Raw genomic sequence first — 19,609 nt, 5'->3', positions numbered from 1 at the left:
CCGCGTTCAACTATTCCAGGCCTCGTGGATTCCGTCGACGCCGCGGTTCCCGCCGGCCTGCCGGCTAGGACTCGATGATCCGAGTCACAAACGGCGTCATACCGGTCTTACGCACCGGGCTGACGGTGACTTTGCCGGCGCTGCCAGATGCCTCCAACATCTGACCGTTGCCCAGATACATGGTGACGTGCTGGCCTCCGCCCGGGCCGTAAAAGATCAGGTCACCGCGCTTGGCCTGGTCGGGAGGAAGGTGGCGACCGGCGTTGTACTGGTCACCGGAAAACCGCGGGATCAGCACGCCGACGCCAGCGAACGCGTATCGCATCAGACCCGAGCAGTCGAAACCGGTGATGCCCGCGCCGTCGCCGACGCCCTTGCTGGGACCCTGCAGCGAGCCGCCGCCCCACGAATACGGCACCCCCATCTGTGACCCGCCCCGCTTGATCACGTACTCGATGGCCTGACGACCGTAGACCCGCGGAATCCGGCCTCCCGGGTTGCTGGGTGGGGTCGCGGCGCTGGGCGGATCACCACCGAGATTGATCCCCAGCCTGCCCAGAAATTGCTTACCCAGATCGAGCGTGGTCTGGGTGGCCTGGGCGGTGGCCTGCAGCGAAGCATTGGCAACAGCGAGTGCATCTCCCGGGGCGCCCGCACTCACCGCTGCCGGCAATGTCGGATCCCACTGGCCAGGGTCCGCCGTAGCAGGCGTCGCGACAACGATCGTCAGCCCGGCCACCATCGCGGTGAGCCCGGCCAGGTTGATCAGGCGAAAACGCTTGTGTCGCATAGCTCCTCGTTAATAGTCAGCCTCGTTTAGTATTCGATGTAGCGGACCACGTACGGGGTCATGCCGCTGGTACGCACCGGGGCGACGCGCACCTTCAAACCGATGTCGGGGGCCTCGAGCATCTGGCCATTGCCGAGGTAGATCGTCACGTGCTGGCTGCCGCCCGGGCCGTAGAAGATAACGTCGCCGCGGCGCATCTGCGAGGACGGGATCTTGCGGCCCAGGTTGTACTGCGAGCCGGAGTAGTGCGGCAGCTTGATGCCCACCCCGGCGAACGAGTACAAAACCAGCCCCGAACAGTCGAAGCCGGTAATCCCGGCACCCGAGTCGATTCCCTTACTCGGGCCAGCCGCGTTGCCGCCGCCCCAGGAGTAGGGCACGCCGATCTGCGCCATGCCACGACGGATCACGTATTCGGAGGCTTGCCGCCCGTAAACCCGCGGAATGCGGCCCTGCGTCGATCCGGTCGGGGCGTTGGTGATACCGGTGTCGGTCGGTTTCAAGATGCCCAGCTGCTGCAGGAAGTTACGCCCCATGCTGGCGGTGACCTGCGCCGAGGTCGCCGAATAGCCCAGCAACTGGTTGATCACCGCGATCGGGTCGCCCGGGATGTTGGCGCTGGGTATCGCCGGCAGCGTGGGATCCCAGCCGTCCCACTTGCGGCCGCCGACCGGGCCGGTCGACGCTGGCGAACCGGGATCCCACCGATCGCCGGACACCGTCCAGGTTGCGGCCGCGAGTTGGGCCGCCTCGAGCCTGGCCTGCGCCTGGTCCCGCTCGGCAGCCAGTCGATTGACTTCGTCTCGCTGCTCGTTAAATTTGCGCTGCGACTCGGTGAGCGCCGCCACCGCGGCGTCCATGCTGGCCTTGGCGTCGTCGGCGGCCTTATCGGCCTTCTGCTTGGCCAGCCGCGCCACTGACTCCTTGTTCACTTGCTCGGTCCGGGCCCGCTGCAGGTTAGCCATCGCCGCCTCCGAACTGGCGGTCAGCGTCCGGGCGGCGGTCGCGGTGGCAATGATGTCATCTGGGCTGGTGGCAATCAGGTAGCCGCTCGACGGGCCGTTCATGTACGTGGCCGCCGCGAAGCGGTCGAACCGATGCTGAGCCGCGTTGATCGCCGCATTCGCGTCCTTGACCGACTGCTGGCTGACCTCGAAGTCGTGATCGGCCGCGGCGGCGTCGTCCCGGGCCGTCTCCACGTCAACCATCGCCTTGTTGACGCTTTGCTCTTCGGTTTCGATAGCCGCACTCAGGTTTTCTAGCCGCTGGTTGGCCTTGGCAACGTCGGCGATCAAGGTGGCCACGCTGTTGCCGCCTGGATCAGCGGTCGCCAGCCCCGGGGGGCATACCAGCAGGGCCGCACTCACGAGTGACGGAATGGCCGGCCGCGCAAACCTTGCGGTCGGTCGCAAAACAGAGCCACGGCGGGGCCGTCTCATTCGACTCGGATCTCCTATGGCTCAACACGGACGGGCGGCGCACTAACCACTGCTTTCGCGGACAACGCCGATGACAACATGAGCATCATCCGCACCGTACGTCACATCTGACGCTGAGGAAACGCAAGCCACAAACTGCATTCAGGACGTGCGACTACTGTGACCGAACAGTGACCTAGTGTGTTTGCCGCATCACGAGCTTCGGCCGGTGCGACGGCACCGGAGGAACGGCATTTACTTGGCTAGTCGGCCTGATTCGAGTTTTCTACCGGAATGTCGGCGGCGTCCGCTGATGTTGCTGACCGCTTGCTGCGCAGCTGCATGAACCGAGTACCGACCGCTGCCGCCAGCACCCCGATCAGCACTACGATGGTCAACGCGGTCCACGGAAACTCGGGGGTGTTCAGTTCACCCAAGAAATTCTGTGCGGACTGCACGGAGTTACCGGTCTTGGAGATGTCTTCCCCCGCCTCCAGCGTGACGCGCGGGTAATGCGTGCTGTAGCTGCCGACGTAGTTGGGGCTAAGCGTGAGAACTGTGACATCTGGGTAGTCGGCGCCAACCACGGTGGCGATATCGCGCAACGGCGTGTCGTTCGGGGGGTTGTGGTCGAGCAAGACGATCTTGAGGTTGATGCCCTCGGCGTGCGCATGGTTGACCACCTCGAGCAGTCCCGGCATGGCGGCCGGTGGCGCACTGACGCCGGCCGCGGCGACCTCAGACTTCACCGCGGTCATATCGACATCTTGCGGAATGTAGATCGGCAGCGGGTGCCCGGTCATCGATGTCCCTCCTGCTGTGGCGCTACCGGCACGGTACGCGACACTGGGTGTCGAGATTGCCGTGAGGGCTGCGACTGAGAGTTGCAACAACGACCATGGCGGCAATCTCGCCGCAAAGCACAATGCAGGACAAGCGTACTGTTAATGTGGCTTGAGCATTCGAAGCACCGTCGACACGACCCGTCGGCGGGAGAATTTAATCCCAGGGAGTTGATGTGAGTAGCAAAGGTTCGGTGAACTCGTTTTCCGCCCGCGACACCCTGAAAATCGGCGAGAACAGTTACCAGATCTATCGTCTCGACGCCGTCCCCAATACCAAGAAACTCCCCTACAGCCTCAAAGTCCTCGCCGAGAACCTGCTACGCAACGAGGACGGCAGCAATATCACCAAAGACCACATCGAAGCCATCGCGAACTGGGATCGACAGGCAGAGCCCAGCATCGAAATCCAGTACACGCCGGCCCGGGTCGTCATGCAGGACTTCACCGGCGTGCCGTGCATCGTCGACTTGGCCACCATGCGGGAGGCCATCGGGGATCTCGGCGGCAACCCGGACAAAGTCAACCCCCTGGCGCCGGCGGACCTGGTGATCGACCACTCGGTGATCGCCGACCTGTTCGGCCGGGCCGACGCATTCGAGCGCAACGTCGAAATCGAGTACCAGCGCAACGGCGAGCGCTACCAGTTCCTGCGCTGGGGACAGGGCGCGTTCCGCGACTTCAAGGTGGTGCCACCGGGCACCGGCATCGTGCATCAGGTCAACATCGAATACCTGGCGAGTGTGGTGATGACCCGCGCAGACGGCGCGGGAACAATAACTGCATACCCCGACACCTGCGTGGGCACCGACTCGCATACCACGATGGTCAACGGCCTCGGCGTCCTCGGCTGGGGCGTAGGGGGCATCGAAGCTGAGGCCGCCATGTTGGGCCAGCCGGTGTCGATGCTGATCCCCCGGGTGGTCGGCTTCAAGCTGACCGGTGAGATTCAGCCGGGTGTCACGGCCACCGATGTCGTGCTGACCGTCACCGAGATGCTGCGCAAGCACGGCGTTGTCGGCAAGTTCGTCGAGTTCTACGGCGAGGGCGTGGCCGAGGTACCGCTGGCCAACCGCGCCACTCTAGGCAACATGAGCCCTGAATTCGGTTCCACCGCAGCAATTTTCCCGATCGACGAAGAGACGATTAACTACCTGCGGTTCACCGGCCGCACGCCTGAGCAGGTTGCCCTGGTCGAGGGTTACGCCAAAGAGCAGGGCCTGTGGCACGACCCCAAGCACGAGCCGGCGTTCTCCGAATACCTCGAACTAAACCTGTCTGACGTGGTGCCGTCAATCGCCGGACCGAAGCGTCCGCAGGACCGAATCGTCTTGACGCAAGCCAAGTCCACGTTCCGCGAGCAGATTCCCAACTATGTCGGCGGCGGTTCGCCGCACGATCACCACTCGAAGCTGGACGAGGTGGTCGAGGAGACATTCCCGGCCAGCGACCCCGGGCAGCTGTCGTTCGCCAACGACGATGAGGTGGTAGTGCAATCCGCCGCCGCGCATGCCGACGGCCGAGTGAGCAACCCGGTGCGGGTCAAGTCGCAAGAACTCGGCGAGTTCGTGCTCGACCACGGCGCGGTGGTGATCGCCGCGATCACGTCGTGCACCAACACCTCCAATCCGGAGGTGATGCTGGGCGCGGCGCTACTGGCCCGCAACGCCGTCGAAAAGGGACTGGCCTCCAAGCCATGGGTGAAGACCACCATGGCGCCGGGATCGCAGGTGGTCAACGACTACTACGACCGCTCCGGTCTGTGGCCGTATTTGGAGAAGCTCGGCTTCTATCTGGTCGGCTACGGCTGCACCACCTGCATTGGCAACTCTGGCCCGCTGCCCGACGAGATTTCGAAAGCGGTCAACGACAACGACCTTTCGGTGGCCGCCGTGCTGTCGGGCAACCGAAACTTCGAAGGGCGCATCAACCCCGATGTGAAGATGAACTACTTGGCCTCGCCACCGCTAGTGATCGCCTACGCGCTGGCCGGGACGATGGACTTCGACTTCGAGAGCCAGCCACTGGGCACAGATAAAGACGGCAAGGATGTCTACTTGAAAGACATCTGGCCCTCGCAAAAAGATGTCGCCGACACCATCGCCTCGGCGATCAATCAGGAGATGTTCACCAAGAACTACGCCGACGTGTTCAAGGGCGATGACCGCTGGCGCAACCTGCCCACACCGAGCGGCAATACCTTTGAGTGGGACCAGAATTCGACGTATGTGCGCAAACCTCCCTACTTCGAGGGAATGTCCGCGGAACCCGCGCCGGTGCGTAACATCACCGGTGCTCGAGTGCTGGCGCTGCTAGGCGACTCGGTGACCACCGACCATATCTCCCCCGCCGGCGCCATCAAACCGGGTACCCCGGCGGCACAGTACCTCGACGCGCACGGCGTCGGCCACTTGGACTACAACTCCTTCGGGTCGCGGCGCGGCAACCACGAAGTCATGATCCGTGGCACGTTCGCTAACATCAGATTGCGCAATATGCTGCTCGACGACGTTGCGGGCGGCTACACCCGCGACTTCACCAAGCCCGGCGCTCCGCAGGCATTCATCTACGACGCGGCCCAAAACTATGCGGCAGAAAACATTCCGCTGGTGGTACTCGGCGGCAAAGAATACGGATCCGGATCGTCGCGCGACTGGGCGGCCAAGGGCACGTTGCTGCTAGGAGTGCGGGCGGTGATCGCCGAGTCGTTCGAACGCATCCACCGCTCCAACCTGATTGGTATGGGCGTGATCCCGCTGCAATTCCCGAAGGGCGAATCGGCTTCGTCGCTTGGGCTGGACGGTACCGAGGTGTTCGAGATCAGCGGTATCGATGTGCTCAATGATGGCAAGACACCAAAGACCGTGCATGTCAAGGCCAGCAAGGCCGCCGGAGCTATAGTGGCGTTCGACGCGGTGGTGCGCATCGACACCCCCGGTGAGGCCGACTACTACCGCAACGGCGGCATCCTGCAGTACGTGCTGCGCAACATGCTGAAGGCGGGCTAATCCCAACCACCCCCGCCTAGGACAAGCCACCCGTGCCTAAGGTCAGTGAAGACCATCTGGCGGCTCGTCGCCGTCAAATCCTCGACGGCGCCCGCCGCTGCTTTGCCGAATATGGTTATGACAAGGCCACCGTGCGTCGGCTGGAACAAGCGATCGGAATGTCGCGCGGCGCGATCTTCCACCACTTCCGGGACAAGGACACGCTGTTTTTTGCCTTGGCCCACGAAGATGCCGAGCGGATGGCCGATGTCGCAGCGCGCGCAGGTCTGATTCAGGTGATGCGCGACATGCTCGCCGCACCCGAACAGTTCGACTGGCTGGTCACCAGGTTGGAGATCGCTCGCAAGCTGCGCACCGACCCGGCATTCAGCCGCGGATGGGCGGAACGCTCCGCGGAGTTGGCCGCGGCGACAATGGATCGGCTGCGTCGACAAAAGCAGGCCGGCCGAGTGCGCGACGATGTTCCGAGCGATGTGCTGCAGTGCTACCTGGACCTGGTTCTGGATGGATTGGTGGCCCGACTGGCCTCCGGCGAAGACCCGCAGCGGCTCGGCGCGGTCCTCGACTTAGTGGAGAACTCGGTGCGCCGCAGGTAGATTCGGCCGGCGCTACACTCGCGGCTGGCCCACTAGAAGCGGCTAGCGTGACCGAGCGCGGTGGTTGGGACCGCCACGGCTGCGCATTGTGGTGCCCGACTCGCGCAGCATGCTATGAACGGATCCGTATGACTTTCCGGTGGTGGCCACCAGGCTGCGGATGCTGGCCCCGCCCTCATAGGCATGCCGCAACTCATGCAACAACTCATCGCGCGTCTTCTTCGACTTTCTCATCGCGCCTCCACGCATCGACAGACTCTAAGCTCATAGCGTAAGAACCCGTCGGCGGCGGCGGGGCCACTTTGGCCGAAAAGGCCTGCTGCACCGCCTTTAATTGGTCAGGCTAACTCGATGAGATCCCGATACTCGTCGGACCAATAGTCCTCGGTGCCGTCAGGCAACAGCACGACACGTTGCGGATCCAGCGCCTCCGCCGCCCCGGGGTCGTGCGTCACCAGTACCACCGCGCCCTGATAACTACGCAACGCGTCGAGCACCTGCTCGCGCGACGCGGGATCGAGATTGTTGGTCGGTTCGTCGAGCAATAACACGTTCGCCGTGGACGCCACCAGGCCTGCGAGGGCGAGTCGGGTCTTCTCGCCGCCGGAGAGGGTGCCCGCCGGTTGGTCGAGCTGCGGGCCGCTGAACATGAACGCGCCGAGCAGGCCGCGTAGGTCCTGTTCGCCGGACTCGGGTGCGGCGTGCCGGATGTTCTGCCAGACAGTGTCTTCGTTATCAAGCGTGTCGTGTTCCTGCGCGAAATAGCCGATCCGCAAACCGTGTCCAGGTTCTAGCCCGCCGGCGTCGGGCAACTCGGCGCCGGCCAGCACTCGCAACAACGTGGTCTTGCCGGCACCGTTGAGGCCCAGCACGACCACGCGCGAGCCGCGGTCGATAGCCAAATCCACACCAGTGAACACTTCAAGGGACCCATACGTCTTACTTAGCCCCTTGGCCACCAGTGGTGTGCGCCCGCACGCCGCTGGGGTAGGAAACTTGATCCGGGCCACCTTCTCGGCGACCCGTTCCTCGTCGAGTGCAGCCATCATCCGATCGGCTCGACGCAACATGTTTTGAGCCGCAACAGCTTTGGTCGCCTTGGCGCCCATCTTGGCGGCTTGTGTCCGCAGCGCGGTGGCCTTGCGTTCGGCGTTAGCGCGTTCTCGGCGGCGGCGCTGCTCGTCGGTGGCCCGGGCGTCGAGGTACTTCTGCCAGCCCATGTTGTAGACGTCGACCTCGCCGCGCACCGCGTCCAGGAACCACACCCGGTTGACGACATCGGCGATCAACTCGACGTTGTGGCTGATCACCACCAGTCCGCCAGTGTGCGACCGCAAGAAATCCCGCAGCCAGCCAAGCGAATCGGCGTCGAGGTGGTTGGTCGGCTCATCCAGCAGCAGCGTGGTTCCCGAACCGGAAGCACCGGCTCCTCCTTCGGAGGCCGCGAACAGAATGCGCGCCAGCTCCACCCGGCGCCGCTGACCTCCCGACAAGGTGTGCAACTGCTGGGTAAGCACCCGTTCGGGCAGGCCTAGACTCGCGCAGATCCGGCCGGCTTCACTTTCGGCGCTGTAGCCCCCCAACGCGACGAATCGCTCCTCGAGCTGGCCGTAGCGGCGGATCGCGCGATCACGCGCGTCGTCGTCGGCAACCTCGGCCATCAATGCCTGCTGCTTCTCTAAATCGGTCAGCAGCACGTCCAATCCGCGGGCGGACAGCACCCGGTCTCGGGCTAACACGTCAAGATCGCCCTCTTTGGGATCTTGCGGCAGGTAACCGATTTCACCGGTCCGGGTGACCGACCCGGCATAGGGTTCAGTTTCCCCGGCCAAGATGCGCAGGGTGGTGGTTTTGCCTGCGCCGTTGCGCCCAACCAGACCGATGCGGTCACCGGGCTGCACGCGCAAGTCCGGGCCGTCGGGTGAGAGCAAGATGCGCGCACCAGCGCGGACCTCCAGGTCCGTGGCCGTGATCACATTCGCTCCCCTTATTGTTGGTTATCGTCACTTGTCATCGGTAAACACTGCCGGCCGCTGCTCGGCGCGTGCGGCAACCGCTTCTTCGAAGTTGGCGGTGAGCAGCCGAACAAAAAGCTGTCCCAGACCCTCGGTCTGCATGTGGGTTTCTAGGCTAGCGGCGTCTAGTCCACTCCAGAGTGTGCGTTTGGTCAACTCGATTCCTGGCCGGGAGAACGCCGCAATCCGCGCTGCGATCGCATAACAGGTGTCGAGCAGCTGCTCATCCGGCACATGGCAGGACACCAGACCGATCCGTTCGGCCTCCTCGGCGGTGATATCGCGACCGGTCAGCATGATCTCGAACGCGCGCGAGGATCCGATGGCCCGAGGCAATAGATAACTCAGCCCCAGTTCGCTGGCGGTTAGCCCGTTGTTGATGCCCGCGGCCCGAAAGTAGGCAGTGGTGGCGGCCACCCGGATATCGGCCGCCAGCGCTAGGCAGAGCCCACCACCGATGGCTGGGCCGTTGACCGCGGCGATCACCGGTTGGTGCAACCGGCGCAACATTAAGATGACGTCGTCGAGAAGCTCCATGGAGCGCAGCGCATAGGTCGGCCGGGTCAATCCGTCGACGTGCGGCACCGCTCCCGCGGACTTGTGATCGGCACCCGACGAAAAGCCTCTGCCTGCCCCGGTCAGCACGACCACTCGCACCGAATTGTCGTAAGTGACCTTCTCGAGCGCCCTCTTGAACGGCACCATGACATCGAACGCCATGGAGTTCATCCGCTCCGGCCGGTTGAGGGTTATTAACGCGACGCCCGGCCGCGGGTGGTCAACAAGTACGAAAGTCACCGTTGAAAGTTAGCGCGCACGGCGCCCACGGTAACGCCGAATCCGCGCAAACACCGCCCACGCACGTCCTGGTTAGACCTGTTCGGCTGGCGCGCCCGGATCGTCGGCGACGTCGAAGGCCTTGATTTGTTGCACCAAATCCTCCAACGCCGCCGGCGGCAGGGCCCCGGCCTGGTTAAACAGCAGCTTGCCTTTCTTGAAGGCCATCAGCGTGGGGATGGACCGGATCTCGGCGGCCGATGCCAGCTGCTGTTCGGCTTCGGTGTCTACTTTGGCGTGCACGATGTCGGGGTGCTTCTCCGACGACGCCTGGAACGTCGGCGCAAACGCCCGACACGGCCCGCACCAGGACGCCCAAAAGTCGACAAGCACCATGTCGTTGCCGTTGATGGTTTCGTTGAACTGCTCAGCAGTGAGGTCTCGTGTGGTCACGTCTGGCCCAACGCCGCACACCGGCGCCGTGTTCCCGGACTATTCACCGTCAGCGCACGGTTGACGCCGCCGCCCGCCATGATGGTCGGGATGGCCGCACAGGTATGTGGATCCGGGATCACGCTGCGCTTCCAGGCACTGCAACGAGATCACGGCGCCCGAGCTGTCGAGGCCGGCGGCTGGGGCGGCAACCAGCGCGGTAAACCGCGGTCCCAGCCAAGTTACGGTTGCGTACATTTTCCCAAGTCGGACACACTGAGGCGTGACTATCGGGACTGGAGGGAACCGCATTGGGCCACTACATCGCTAACGTCCGTGATCTCGAGTTCAACCTGTTCGAGGTCCTTGATCTAGCGGCCGTTCTCGGCACTGGACGCTATGGCGATCTCGACGTCGACACGGTGCGAACGATATTGACCGAAGCCGCTCGCTTGGCGGAAGGACCGGTTGCCGAGTCGTTCGCCTACGCAGACCGCAACCCACCGGTGTTCGACCCCGCGACCCACACCATCAGCGTGCCCGCCGAGTTGGTCAAGTCGGTGCAAGCGATCAAGGAGGCCGAGTGGTGGCGCCTGGGTCTGGCCGAGGAGATCGGCGGCATGGCCGCGCCGGCACCGCTGACCTGGGCGGTCAACGAAATGATCTTCTGCGCTAATCCCTCAGCGTGTTTCTTCAACCTGGGCCCGGTGATGGCCAATGCGCTCTACATCGAAGGCAACGAACAGCAACGTCACTGGGCGGCGAAGGGGGTCGAGCGCGGATGGCAGGCCACCATGGTGCTCACCGAACCCGACGCAGGCTCCGATGTGGGCGCGGCCCGGGCCAAGGCCGTCGAACAACCCGACGGCACCTGGCACATCGAGGGCGTCAAGCGATTCATCTCCGGCGGAGACGTCGGCAATACCGCCGAGAACATCTTCCATCTGGTGCTGGCTCGACCCGAGGGCGCCGGTCCGGGTACCAAAGGGTTGAGCCTGTTCTATGTCCCCAACCACCTTTTCGACCCCGACACCTTCGAACTCGGGCCCCGCAACGGCGTTTTCGTTACCGGGCTGGAACACAAGATGGGGCTGAAGTCCTCTCCCACATGCGAGTTGACTTTCGGTGCCACCGACGTGCCCGCCGTTGGCTATCTGGTCGGCGGCGTGCACAACGGGATCGCGCAGATGTTCACCATCATTGAGCACGCTCGCATGACGATCGGCGTCAAATCGGCCGGCACGCTGTCCACGGGCTACCTGAACGCGCTTGCCTACGCTAAGGAACGGGTCCAGGGCGCGGATTTGACCCAGATGACCGATAAGACCGCACCGCGGGTCACCATCATGCATCACCCCGATGTGCGCCGCAGCCTGATGACTCAGAAAGCCTACGCCGAGGGTCTGCGGGCGCTCTATCTTTATGCCGCAGCGCACCAGGACGCCGATGTAGCGCAACAGGTTTCTGGAGCGGATCCCGACATGGCGCACCGCGTGGACGATCTGCTGTTACCGATCGTTAAGGGGGTGGGCTCGGAACGGGCCTACGAAATCCTGACCGAGTCGCTGCAGACGCTAGGCGGTTCGGGCTTTTTGGTCGACTACCCCATTGAGCAGTACGTCCGTGACGCCAAGATTGATTCCCTCTACGAGGGCACCACTGCCATCCAGGCGCTGGACTTCTTTTTCCGCAAAATCGTCCGCGACCACGGTCAAGCATTGCAGCATGTGACAGCTCAGATCAGTCGCACCATCGAAAACTGCGATGAGTCGCTGAAAACCGAAGCCGAGCTGCTTGCGACCGCGCTCGATGACATCACGGCGATGACGGGCGCGTTGACCGGATACCTTATGTCCGCCGCACAACACCCTACCGATATTCACAAGGTGGGGCTCGGATCAGTGCGCTACCTGCTGGCCGTCGGCGATCTGTTGATCGGTTGGCGGTTACTGGTGCAAGCCGATATCGCACGCGCCACGCTGGCTAACATCGAGGCAGGCAACGACGGCAAAACTGATTTAGCGTTCTATCAAGGCAAGATCGCGACCGCAGCGTTCTTCGCCAAGAACATGTTGCCGAGATTGACCGCGCTGCGCGGCATCGTCGGGTCCATCGACGACGAGATCATGCGCGTCTCCGAGGACGCGTTCTGACCGATCACGCATAGCCTGCCTACACCCCAAGCTTTAGACGGTAAAGCCGAGGGCGCGTAGTTGTTCGCGCCCGTCGTCGCTGATTTTGTCCGGGCCCCACGGCGGGGTCCAAACCCAGTTGATCCGCAGGTCGCTGACCAGACCACTGCCGACCAACGCGCTGCGTGACTGGTCCTCGATGACGTCGGTCAGCGGGCAGGCCGCCGACGTCAACGTCATGTCGATCAGCGCGACCGTTCCTTCGTCGCCCTCTTCAAGACCCAGGCCATAGACCAGTCCGAGATCGACGACGTTGATCCCCAGTTCCGGGTCGACGACGTCGCGCATCGCCTCCTCAACGTCGGCGAGCAGCTCGTCACCCGGCACGGTGGTTTCGCTCATCTGTGACCTCCTCGAAGGCTTCGTGTTTCGAGCTGGCTCGCGCCAATGCATCTTTGCAAGCCATCCAGCCAAGTAGCGCGCATTTCACCCGGGCCGGGTACCTGGCTACTCCGGCGAACGCGACCCCATCGCCCAGGACGTCTTCATCACCCTCAATCGTTCCGCGCGAGGACACCATCTCGGTGAATGCGGAGATGGTGTCCAGCGCGTCGGGCACACTCTGACCGATCACCTGCTGGGCCAGCACCGAGGTTGACGCCTGGCTGATCGAACAGCCTTGTCCGTCATAAGAAATGTCTGCGACGCTCGCACCGTCGGCGGATAACGCCACCCGCAAGGTGATTTCGTCACCGCAGATCGGGTTGACGTGGTACACCTGCGCGCCGAACGGCTCCCGCAGCCCACGATGCTGAGGGTGCTTGTAGTGATCGAGGATCACTTCCTGATAGATCTGTTCTAGGCGCAACGTCAGTCTCTCCCAAAGAAATCCAGCGCGCGTCGCACACCTGCCACCAAACGGTTGACCTCGTCGACGGTGTTGTATACGGCAAACGACGCCCGCGCAGTGGCTGCCAGGGCGAATCGGCGATGCAGCGGCAACGCGCAGTGGTGCCCGACCCGCACAGCCACGCCGTCGTCGTCGAGCACCTGACCGACGTCGTGCGCGTGAACACCGTCGACAACGAACGACACCGGCGAGCCGCGGTTCTCCATCGACGTCGGCCCGATGATGCGTACGCCATCGATTTCGGACAGACCCTTAACGGCCGCGGTGACCAGCTCGCGTTCGTGGGCTTCGACGGCGTCCATCCCGATGGCGTCGAGATAGCGTGCCGCTGCGGCTAATCCGACCACCTGGGAGGTCATCGGGGTACCAGCTTCAAATCGCTGCGGCGCCGGCGCATACGTTGTAGCTTCCATCGTCACTGTCTCGATCATCGAACCGCCGGTAAGAAATGGCGGCATCGCCGATAGCAGCTCGCGACGCCCGTAGAGCACACCGATCCCGTTGGGGCCCAACATTTTATGCCCGGAAAACGCGGCGAAATCGACACCTAACCCATGCAAGTCGACCGGCTGGTGCGGCACTGCCTGGCAGGCGTCCAGCACCGTCAGCGCACCCGCCTCCTTGGCCCTCGAGACCAACTCGCGTACCGGCGCTACCGCACCGGTCACATTGGAATGGTGGCTGAAGGCAACAACTTTGACGTGCTCGTCGAGTTGCAGCGAGTCCAGGTCGATGCGCCCGTCGTCGGTGACGCCGTACCAGCGCAACGTAGCACCGGTGCGACGGGCGAGCTCTTGCCAGGGGATCAGGTTGGCGTGGTGCTCGAGCTCGGTGGTGACAATGACGTCCCCTTCGGTCACCGCGGCGTTGAACCGCTTGTCGCCGAAGACATAAGACACCAAGTTGAGCGATTCGGTGGCGTTCTTGGTGAAGACCAATTCGTCGACGTCAGCACCGACAAATGCCGCGATATCGGCGCGTCCCTGCTCGTAGGCATCAGTGGCCTCTTCCATCAGTTGGTGCGCACCGCGGTGCACCGCACCGTTGGACGTGACGAGAAAGTCGCGCTCGGCGTCAAGGACCTGTACCGGACGCTGCGACGTCGCCCCGGAATCCAGGTACGCCAACTGGTTTCCGCCTCGCATGACGCGCTTGAGGATCGGGAAATCGGCACGGATCGCCGAGAGATCCAGCGGGGTCAGCGAGATAGTCATGGTTAGGCCCCGGTTGCCGCCGCTTGGTGGGGGTACCTCCCGCTTGCGGGGGCGAAACGTACGTAGCCGTTCTGCTCAAGTTCGTCGGCCAGCTCCGAGCCACCGGACTCGACGATCCGGCCGCCGACGAACACGTGCACGAATTCCGGATGGATGTAGCGCAGGATGCGGGTGTAATGGGTGATCAACAGGATGCCGCCGTGCTCCGATTCGGCATAGCGGTTCACCCCTTCGCTGACTACTCGCAACGCGTCAACGTCCAACCCGGAATCGGTCTCGTCCAGGATGGCGATCTTGGGCTTGAGCAGTTCCAGCTGCAGGATCTCGTGACGCTTCTTTTCGCCACCGGAGAAGCCCTCGTTGACGCTGCGCTCGGCGAAGACCGGATCGATCTCCAGCGCGCTCATCGCGGCCTTCACCTCTTTGACCCAGTGCCGTAGTTTAGGCGGCTCGCCGCGGATGGCGGTCGCGGCTGAGCGCAGGAAGTTCGACACCGACACGCCAGGTACCTCGACGGGATATTGCATGGCCAGAAACAACCCGGCTCGCGCGCGCTCGTCGATGCTCATCGCTAGCACGTCCGCACCGTCCAGCGTGATGGATCCCGAGGTAACCCGGTACTTGGGGTGGCCCGCGATGGCATAAGACAATGTGGACTTGCCGGAGCCGTTGGGACCCATCAACGCATGCGTCTCACCGGATTTCACGGTCAGGTCGACGCCATTGAGGATGGGGATCTGTCGCTCGGATTCGGCAGCGTTGGGATTCTCAACGCTGACGTGCAGGTCTTTGACTGTCAAAGTCGTCATGAGGCTGTTGATCTCGATTCCGTGATGGTCAGTTCGTGTTCGATGGCTGCGGTCAGGCGGTCCCGGACCTGGGGCACCGCGACCTTGGAGATGATTTCGCCGAAGAAGCCGCGGACCACCAGCCGACGGGCCTGCTCTTCGCCAATGCCACGGGAACGCAGATAGAACAGCTGCTCATCGTCGAAACGTCCGGTAGCGCTGGCATGTCCGGCGCCGACGATCTCACCGGTCTCGATCTCCAAGTTGGGCACCGAGTCGGCACGCGCACCGTCGGTGAGCACCAGATTACGGTTCACCTCGAAAGTGTCGGTGCCGGTCGCCTCGGCGCGAATCAACACGTCACCGACCCAGACGGTATGCGCGTCGGGCCGTGACGAGTCCGGATCTCCTTGCAGCGCACCTTTGTACAGCACATTCGACGTGCAGTCGGGATGAGCGTGATCGACCAGTAGCCGCGACTCGAGGTGCTGCCCGTCGTCGGCGAAGTACAAACCCAGCAGCTCAGCATCCCCACCGGGCCCGGAGAATCGTACGTTGGCCGACATCCGCACGACCTCGCCGCCCAGCGTGACGGTGACATGCCGCAGCACCGCGTCCTTGCCCAGCAGGGCGTGGTGCGCGCTGAGGTGAACCATGTCGTCGGCCCAGTCAGCGATCCACACCACGGTGAGCCGCGCGGCGGCCTCGACGATGAATTCGACGTTGTCGGCGTAAGTTCCACTCCCCCGGTGGTCAATGACCACGACCGCTTCGCCGAGTTCGCAGACCCTGATCTGTAGATGGCCGTAAGCCACTGCGCCTTCGCCGGGCCCCGTGACGGCGATGTTGACCGGCTCAGCGATCTGCGTGTCCCGCCCGACGGTCACCACCGTCGCCGAGTTGAACGACGAAAATGCCTGGGCCGCAACACGGTCAGCGGGGATACCGCCCTGCCCCAGCCGTCCGTCGCCACGGCCCACGGTCTCGGTCTGCACGCCGGGCGGCTGGCTGACAGTGATCTGTGCCTTGCCATTGGCCACGGCCGAGCCGTCATGCAGCCCGCGCAACCGCCGCAACGGGGTAAACCGCCAGATCTCGTCGCGACCGTGCGGAACCTCAAAAGCGTCAACATCGAAGGATGCGAAAAGCTCGCCCTTGTTTAAGGCGGCTTTCAGAGCGGCGGAGCTCATCCGACCGCGCCCTCCATCTGCAACTCGATCAGCCGGTTGAGTTCCAGCGCGTACTCCATCGGCAGTTCCTTGGCGATCGGCTCGACGAAGCCGCGCACCACCATCGCCATTGCCTCGTCCTCGGTTAGCCCACGGCTCATCAGGTAGAACAGCTGGTTCTCGCTGACCTTCGAGACGGTGGCCTCATGGCCCATCGTGACGTCGTCTTCGCGGATATCGACGTACGGATAGGTGTCGCTGCGGCTGATCGTATCGACCAGCAGCGCATCGCATTTCACGCTGGAGCGCGACCCCTGTGCGCCTTTATTCACCTGCACCAGGCCGCGGTAGGAGGTGCGGCCCCCACCTCGAGCCACCGATTTGGACACGATATTGCTCGACGTGTTCGGCGCCAGGTGCAGCATCTTGGCACCGGTGTCCTGGTGCTGGTCTTCGCCGGCGAACGCCACTGACAACACCTCACCTTTGGCGTGCTCACCGGTCATCCAGACCGCCGGGTACTTCATGGTGACCTTGGACCCGATGTTGCCGTCAATCCATTCCATGGTGGCACCCGCTTCGGCACGGGCGCGCTTGGTGACCAAGTTGTAAACGTTGTTCGACCAGTTCTGGATGGTCGTGTAACGGCAACGGCCACCAGGCTTTACGATGATCTCGACGACTGCCGAGTGCAGCGAGTCCGACTTGTAAATAGGAGCGGTGCAGCCCTCCACATAGTGAACGTATGCGTTCTCATCCACGATGATCAGCGTCCGCTCGAACTGACCCATGTTCTCGGTGTTGATCCGGAAATAGGCCTGCAGCGGGATGTCGACGTGCACGCCCGGAGGGACCACTATGAAGCTGCCGCCTGACCACACCGCGGTGTTCAGCGCGGAGAACTTGTTGTCCCCCGCCGGGATCACGGTGCCGAAGTACTGCTTGAAGATCTCGGGGTGTTCCCGCAGACCCGTGTCGGTGTCGAGGAATATGACCCCTTGGGCCTCTAGGTCCTCCCGAATCTGGTGGTAGACGACCTCGGAGTTGTGCACCACCAAACCTTCGGCGACGAAGTTGTGCGGGCCGTCGACCTCGATGTCATACACCGGCTCGACTGCGTACGGTTCGATCGACTTCACCCGCTCGAAGCCAAGCCATTCATTGGTGTGCGCCCGAATCGTTGTCCCGTGCGCACCATTGGATGAATGCATGTACTTGCGGCGTCCAAAGCGGTTAGTGCGCTTGGTGTTACGACATCCGAGCCGCTCAAAGTTGCCGGAAATACCGAGCCGCCAAGCGACTTGTATGCGCTCCGGCGCGTGACGATAAGGCTGCGCGAAGGACCACGGCCCGCCCGCGCGCAAACCCGATAGCTCGGCCAGTTCACGCGCTTGACCAATGAGCGCTTCATTGGCGCAGGTCAACAAGATTGAGCCACTCTGGTCAGGGCCCACGTAGCCGTCGGCATCGACCCAGCCGCCGAGGAACGCCAATCGCTGATCGACGGGCAAGCCGTAAACCCAGTCTGGTACCCGCTTCGTGAGCGACACGCCACCGAAGCCGAACTCCACGATCAACTCGGTTAGCGCCTTGGAGTTCACCACCACGCGGAACTCGTCGGCTTCTATGCAGCACAACCCGAATAGATCTTTGACGACGCGAGCTAGTTCGGCCCGCAGCTCGACATCCGTTGCTGGAATGGCGAATTCAACGCGATACGTCTTCGTCGAGAGATGTAAGTTGCCGTCGCCGATGTACAAGCCAAGCAGCCACATCAGGTCAACGGAACTCGTTGACGGTGATATGAACCCAGGAATGCTCGGAAGGTCAACACTGGCACCAAATTCGGGCACTTGCCGTGGCACGGCAATGAAGTCGCCAGGCTTGATCTCGCCTACCGACACCCACCGCCGCGCATACCGGCTGCGTTGGCGACCTGGCTTGCGCTCGTCACGCAATACCAGCATCGGGTGGTTGTCTGTTGCACGGATGCTCCGCCGGATGGTCTGAACCGTGTAAGTGAGCCGGGTGTCAGTCTGCGCCGATGCCTTGACCGGCGCGACCACAAATCGCTTGCCGTCTTCGTCGTAAGAAAACACCCGATCACCGAACTGCACGTCCTTGATTGGGATCTGGCCGCGATTGGCGGTCCACACCAAAGTGTCGCCGGCGAGGCATTCGTATTGCGCCGCTACGCCGGCAACGAGGCGCTGCTTCTCCGCCTCGGGGATGCCTAGCCGGTCGTAGGTATTGCGAATATCTTCGGGCAGCTCATCCCAGCTGGCGGCCTGTTTCTCGGTAGAGCGCACGAAGTATTTGATGTTGTCGAAGTCGATGCCGTCCAGGTTGGAGCCCCATCGCGGCATCGGCTTGCGCTCGAAGATGCGCAGCGCCTTCAGGCGGGTTTGCAGCATCCATTCGGGTTCGTTCTTTTTCGCTGAGATGTCGCGGACAACGTCCTCAGAGAGTCCGCGCTGTGCGCTGGCACCCGCGACGTCGGAGTCCGCCCACCCGTAACCGTATTTACCCAGCGAGTCGATTGCCTGCTGCTGGGTCAACGGCTCGGGAGCCGGCGACTTCGCGGCCTCTGACGTGAGTGTCATCTGAGCGCTCCTTTGGTGCTCGTGGTGTGGCGCGGGCTGAGCGCCGCGGTGTTAGGTCTTGCTCGGTACCGGCGTGAGTGGCACGTGGGTCGTGCAGGCGCAATCTCCGTTGACGATCGTCGCCAACCGCTGCACATGGGTCCCGAGCACCTCGGCAATAGCCTGCTGCTCGGTTTCACACAATTCGGGGAATTCCTCGGCGACATGGGACACCGGGCAATGATGCTGGCAGATCTCCACTCCGTGGATCGGTCCGCCTACCCGCGTGGTGGTTGCGACATAGCCGGCGTCGCTCAACGCACTGGCGACCCGGTTGGCGGCTGCCTCAACGTCGACATCGGCAGCGCCGCCGGCCGGCTCAACATCGGCCAAGATCGCGTCGATGCGCTGCCGGGCGAACGTGCGAACCGCGTCCTCCCCACCGATTTCCCGCAGTTGTCGCATGGCCGCCGACGCCAAGGTGTCGTAGGCATGGTCGAGCTTGGCCCGGCCCGCCGCGGTCAGCCGGTAATGCTTGGCGGGGCGGCCGCGGCCAACCTGCTGCCAGGCCGCCGCAGCCACAGACTCGGCGTCGCCCGCCTCGATGAGCACGTCGAGATGACGCCGCACGCCTGCAGCCGACAGGCCCAGACGGTCACCGATCTCACCAGCGGTGATCGACCCGGACTCCAGCAGCAAGCGCACCACCGCGCGGCGAGTGTGACCATCCGGCACCGCGGCTACCGCAGCAGCACCCAGCTCCGACCGGATTTTCACAACACCAGTGTGACGCAATTCTGGCGATCGGTCTAGCAAGGGTACCCTCGGTGCGACCGAGGGCCCGTCACACACCCGATGGCCCCACTCCTCAACGGCCCGCGTTCCGCGGCCCGCCTCGTCGCCGGGGCTACACCCAATGGCCCCACTCCTCAACGG

The 19,609-nt window shown here is 63.3% G+C and carries 18 protein-coding genes; 3 read left to right on the top strand and 15 right to left on the bottom strand.

What is annotated here, in order from left to right:
* Positions 1-64: 64 nt before the first annotated feature.
* The 3 genes from ripB to B586_RS09135 all read right to left on the bottom strand — a co-directional run bounded on the left by ripB (position 65) and on the right by B586_RS09135 (position 3,011).
* Positions 65-790 carry an NlpC/P60 family peptidoglycan endopeptidase RipB gene (gene ripB, locus B586_RS09145; RefSeq protein ID WP_047313854.1) on the bottom strand — a complete coding sequence of 242 codons (726 nt, stop codon included), beginning with the start codon at positions 788-790 and terminating at the stop codon, positions 65-67.
* Between the two features lie 26 nt (positions 791-816).
* On the bottom strand, positions 817-2,229 hold the full coding sequence (gene ripA / locus B586_RS09140; RefSeq protein WP_054880126.1) for an NlpC/P60 family peptidoglycan endopeptidase RipA: 1,413 nt from the start codon (positions 2,227-2,229) through the stop codon (positions 817-819).
* 242 nt (positions 2,230-2,471) lie between these two features.
* Positions 2,472-3,011, bottom strand: a complete 540-nt coding sequence (locus tag B586_RS09135) for an Rv1476 family membrane protein (RefSeq protein ID WP_054880127.1) — start codon at positions 3,009-3,011, stop codon at positions 2,472-2,474.
* 215 nt (positions 3,012-3,226) lie between these two features.
* Here B586_RS09135 and B586_RS09130 point away from each other — a divergent pair, with 215 nt between their 5' ends.
* Entirely contained in the window at positions 3,227-6,058 is a 2,832-nt protein-coding gene (locus B586_RS09130; protein ID WP_054880128.1) for an aconitate hydratase, read from the top strand.
* A gap of 32 nt (positions 6,059-6,090) precedes the next feature.
* Complete coding sequence (locus B586_RS09125) at positions 6,091-6,654, top strand: TetR/AcrR family transcriptional regulator (protein ID WP_047313850.1); 564 nt, start codon at positions 6,091-6,093, stop codon at positions 6,652-6,654.
* Between the two features lie 42 nt (positions 6,655-6,696).
* On the opposite strand, the gene B586_RS09120 is transcribed toward B586_RS09125, so the two are convergent.
* The 5 genes from B586_RS09120 to B586_RS09100 form a co-directional block, all read right to left on the bottom strand.
* Positions 6,697-6,888, bottom strand: coding sequence for a helix-turn-helix domain-containing protein (locus B586_RS09120; RefSeq protein ID WP_054880129.1), 192 nt, complete (start codon positions 6,886-6,888; stop codon positions 6,697-6,699).
* A 104-nt stretch (positions 6,889-6,992) separates the two neighbouring features.
* A complete protein-coding gene (locus tag B586_RS09115; RefSeq protein ID WP_047313848.1) occupies positions 6,993-8,630 on the bottom strand; it encodes an ABC-F family ATP-binding cassette domain-containing protein in 1,638 nt (545 codons plus the stop codon).
* Between the two features lie 27 nt (positions 8,631-8,657).
* Complete coding sequence (locus B586_RS09110; protein WP_047313847.1) at positions 8,658-9,467, bottom strand: enoyl-CoA hydratase; 810 nt, start codon at positions 9,465-9,467, stop codon at positions 8,658-8,660.
* 72 nt (positions 9,468-9,539) lie between these two features.
* Complete coding sequence (gene trxA, locus B586_RS09105) at positions 9,540-9,899, bottom strand: thioredoxin (protein ID WP_047314006.1); 360 nt, start codon at positions 9,897-9,899, stop codon at positions 9,540-9,542.
* Between the two features lie 39 nt (positions 9,900-9,938).
* Complete coding sequence (locus B586_RS09100; RefSeq protein ID WP_054880130.1) at positions 9,939-10,136, bottom strand: hypothetical protein; 198 nt, start codon at positions 10,134-10,136, stop codon at positions 9,939-9,941.
* A gap of 53 nt (positions 10,137-10,189) precedes the next feature.
* On the opposite strand from B586_RS09100, the gene B586_RS09095 reads away from it, so the two are divergent.
* Positions 10,190-12,031, top strand: coding sequence for an acyl-CoA dehydrogenase (locus tag B586_RS09095; protein ID WP_054880131.1), 1,842 nt, complete (start codon positions 10,190-10,192; stop codon positions 12,029-12,031).
* 33 nt (positions 12,032-12,064) lie between these two features.
* On the opposite strand, the gene B586_RS09090 is transcribed toward B586_RS09095, so the two are convergent.
* Genes B586_RS09090 through B586_RS09060 form a run of 7 tightly spaced genes read right to left on the bottom strand, consistent with a single transcriptional unit; the run spans position 12,065 to position 19,525 of the window.
* Positions 12,065-12,412, bottom strand: a complete 348-nt coding sequence (locus B586_RS09090; RefSeq protein ID WP_047313845.1) for a metal-sulfur cluster assembly factor — start codon at positions 12,410-12,412, stop codon at positions 12,065-12,067.
* Positions 12,387-12,884 (bottom strand): Fe-S cluster assembly sulfur transfer protein SufU, encoded by a 498-nt coding sequence (gene sufU / locus B586_RS09085; protein ID WP_047313844.1) that lies wholly within the window; start codon positions 12,882-12,884, stop codon positions 12,387-12,389. The genes B586_RS09090 and sufU overlap by 26 nt, the downstream gene beginning before the upstream one ends.
* Positions 12,881-14,134: a cysteine desulfurase gene (locus tag B586_RS09080; RefSeq protein WP_054880132.1), complete on the bottom strand. Its 1,254-nt coding sequence runs from the start codon at positions 14,132-14,134 to the stop codon at positions 12,881-12,883. Before B586_RS09080 ends, sufU begins: the two co-directional genes overlap by 4 nt.
* Positions 14,135-14,136: 2 nt before the next feature.
* Positions 14,137-14,943, bottom strand: a complete 807-nt coding sequence (sufC, locus tag B586_RS09075; protein WP_047313842.1) for a Fe-S cluster assembly ATPase SufC — start codon at positions 14,941-14,943, stop codon at positions 14,137-14,139.
* Positions 14,940-16,112 (bottom strand): Fe-S cluster assembly protein SufD, encoded by a 1,173-nt coding sequence (gene sufD, locus B586_RS09070; RefSeq protein ID WP_054880133.1) that lies wholly within the window; start codon positions 16,110-16,112, stop codon positions 14,940-14,942. The genes sufC and sufD overlap by 4 nt, the downstream gene beginning before the upstream one ends.
* Positions 16,109-18,694, bottom strand: a complete 2,586-nt coding sequence (sufB, locus tag B586_RS20055; RefSeq protein WP_156406741.1) for a Fe-S cluster assembly protein SufB — start codon at positions 18,692-18,694, stop codon at positions 16,109-16,111. The genes sufD and sufB overlap by 4 nt, the downstream gene beginning before the upstream one ends.
* Positions 18,695-18,745: 51 nt before the next feature.
* A complete protein-coding gene (locus B586_RS09060; protein WP_054880134.1) occupies positions 18,746-19,525 on the bottom strand; it encodes a helix-turn-helix transcriptional regulator in 780 nt (259 codons plus the stop codon).
* Between the last annotated feature and the right edge of the window lie 84 nt (positions 19,526-19,609).

The organism is Mycobacterium haemophilum DSM 44634 (assembly GCF_000340435.2).
Lineage (GTDB): Bacteria > Actinomycetota > Actinomycetes > Mycobacteriales > Mycobacteriaceae > Mycobacterium > Mycobacterium haemophilum.
Note: the sequence above shows the minus strand (reverse complement) of the source record. Positions and strands in the feature narration are given on the sequence as shown.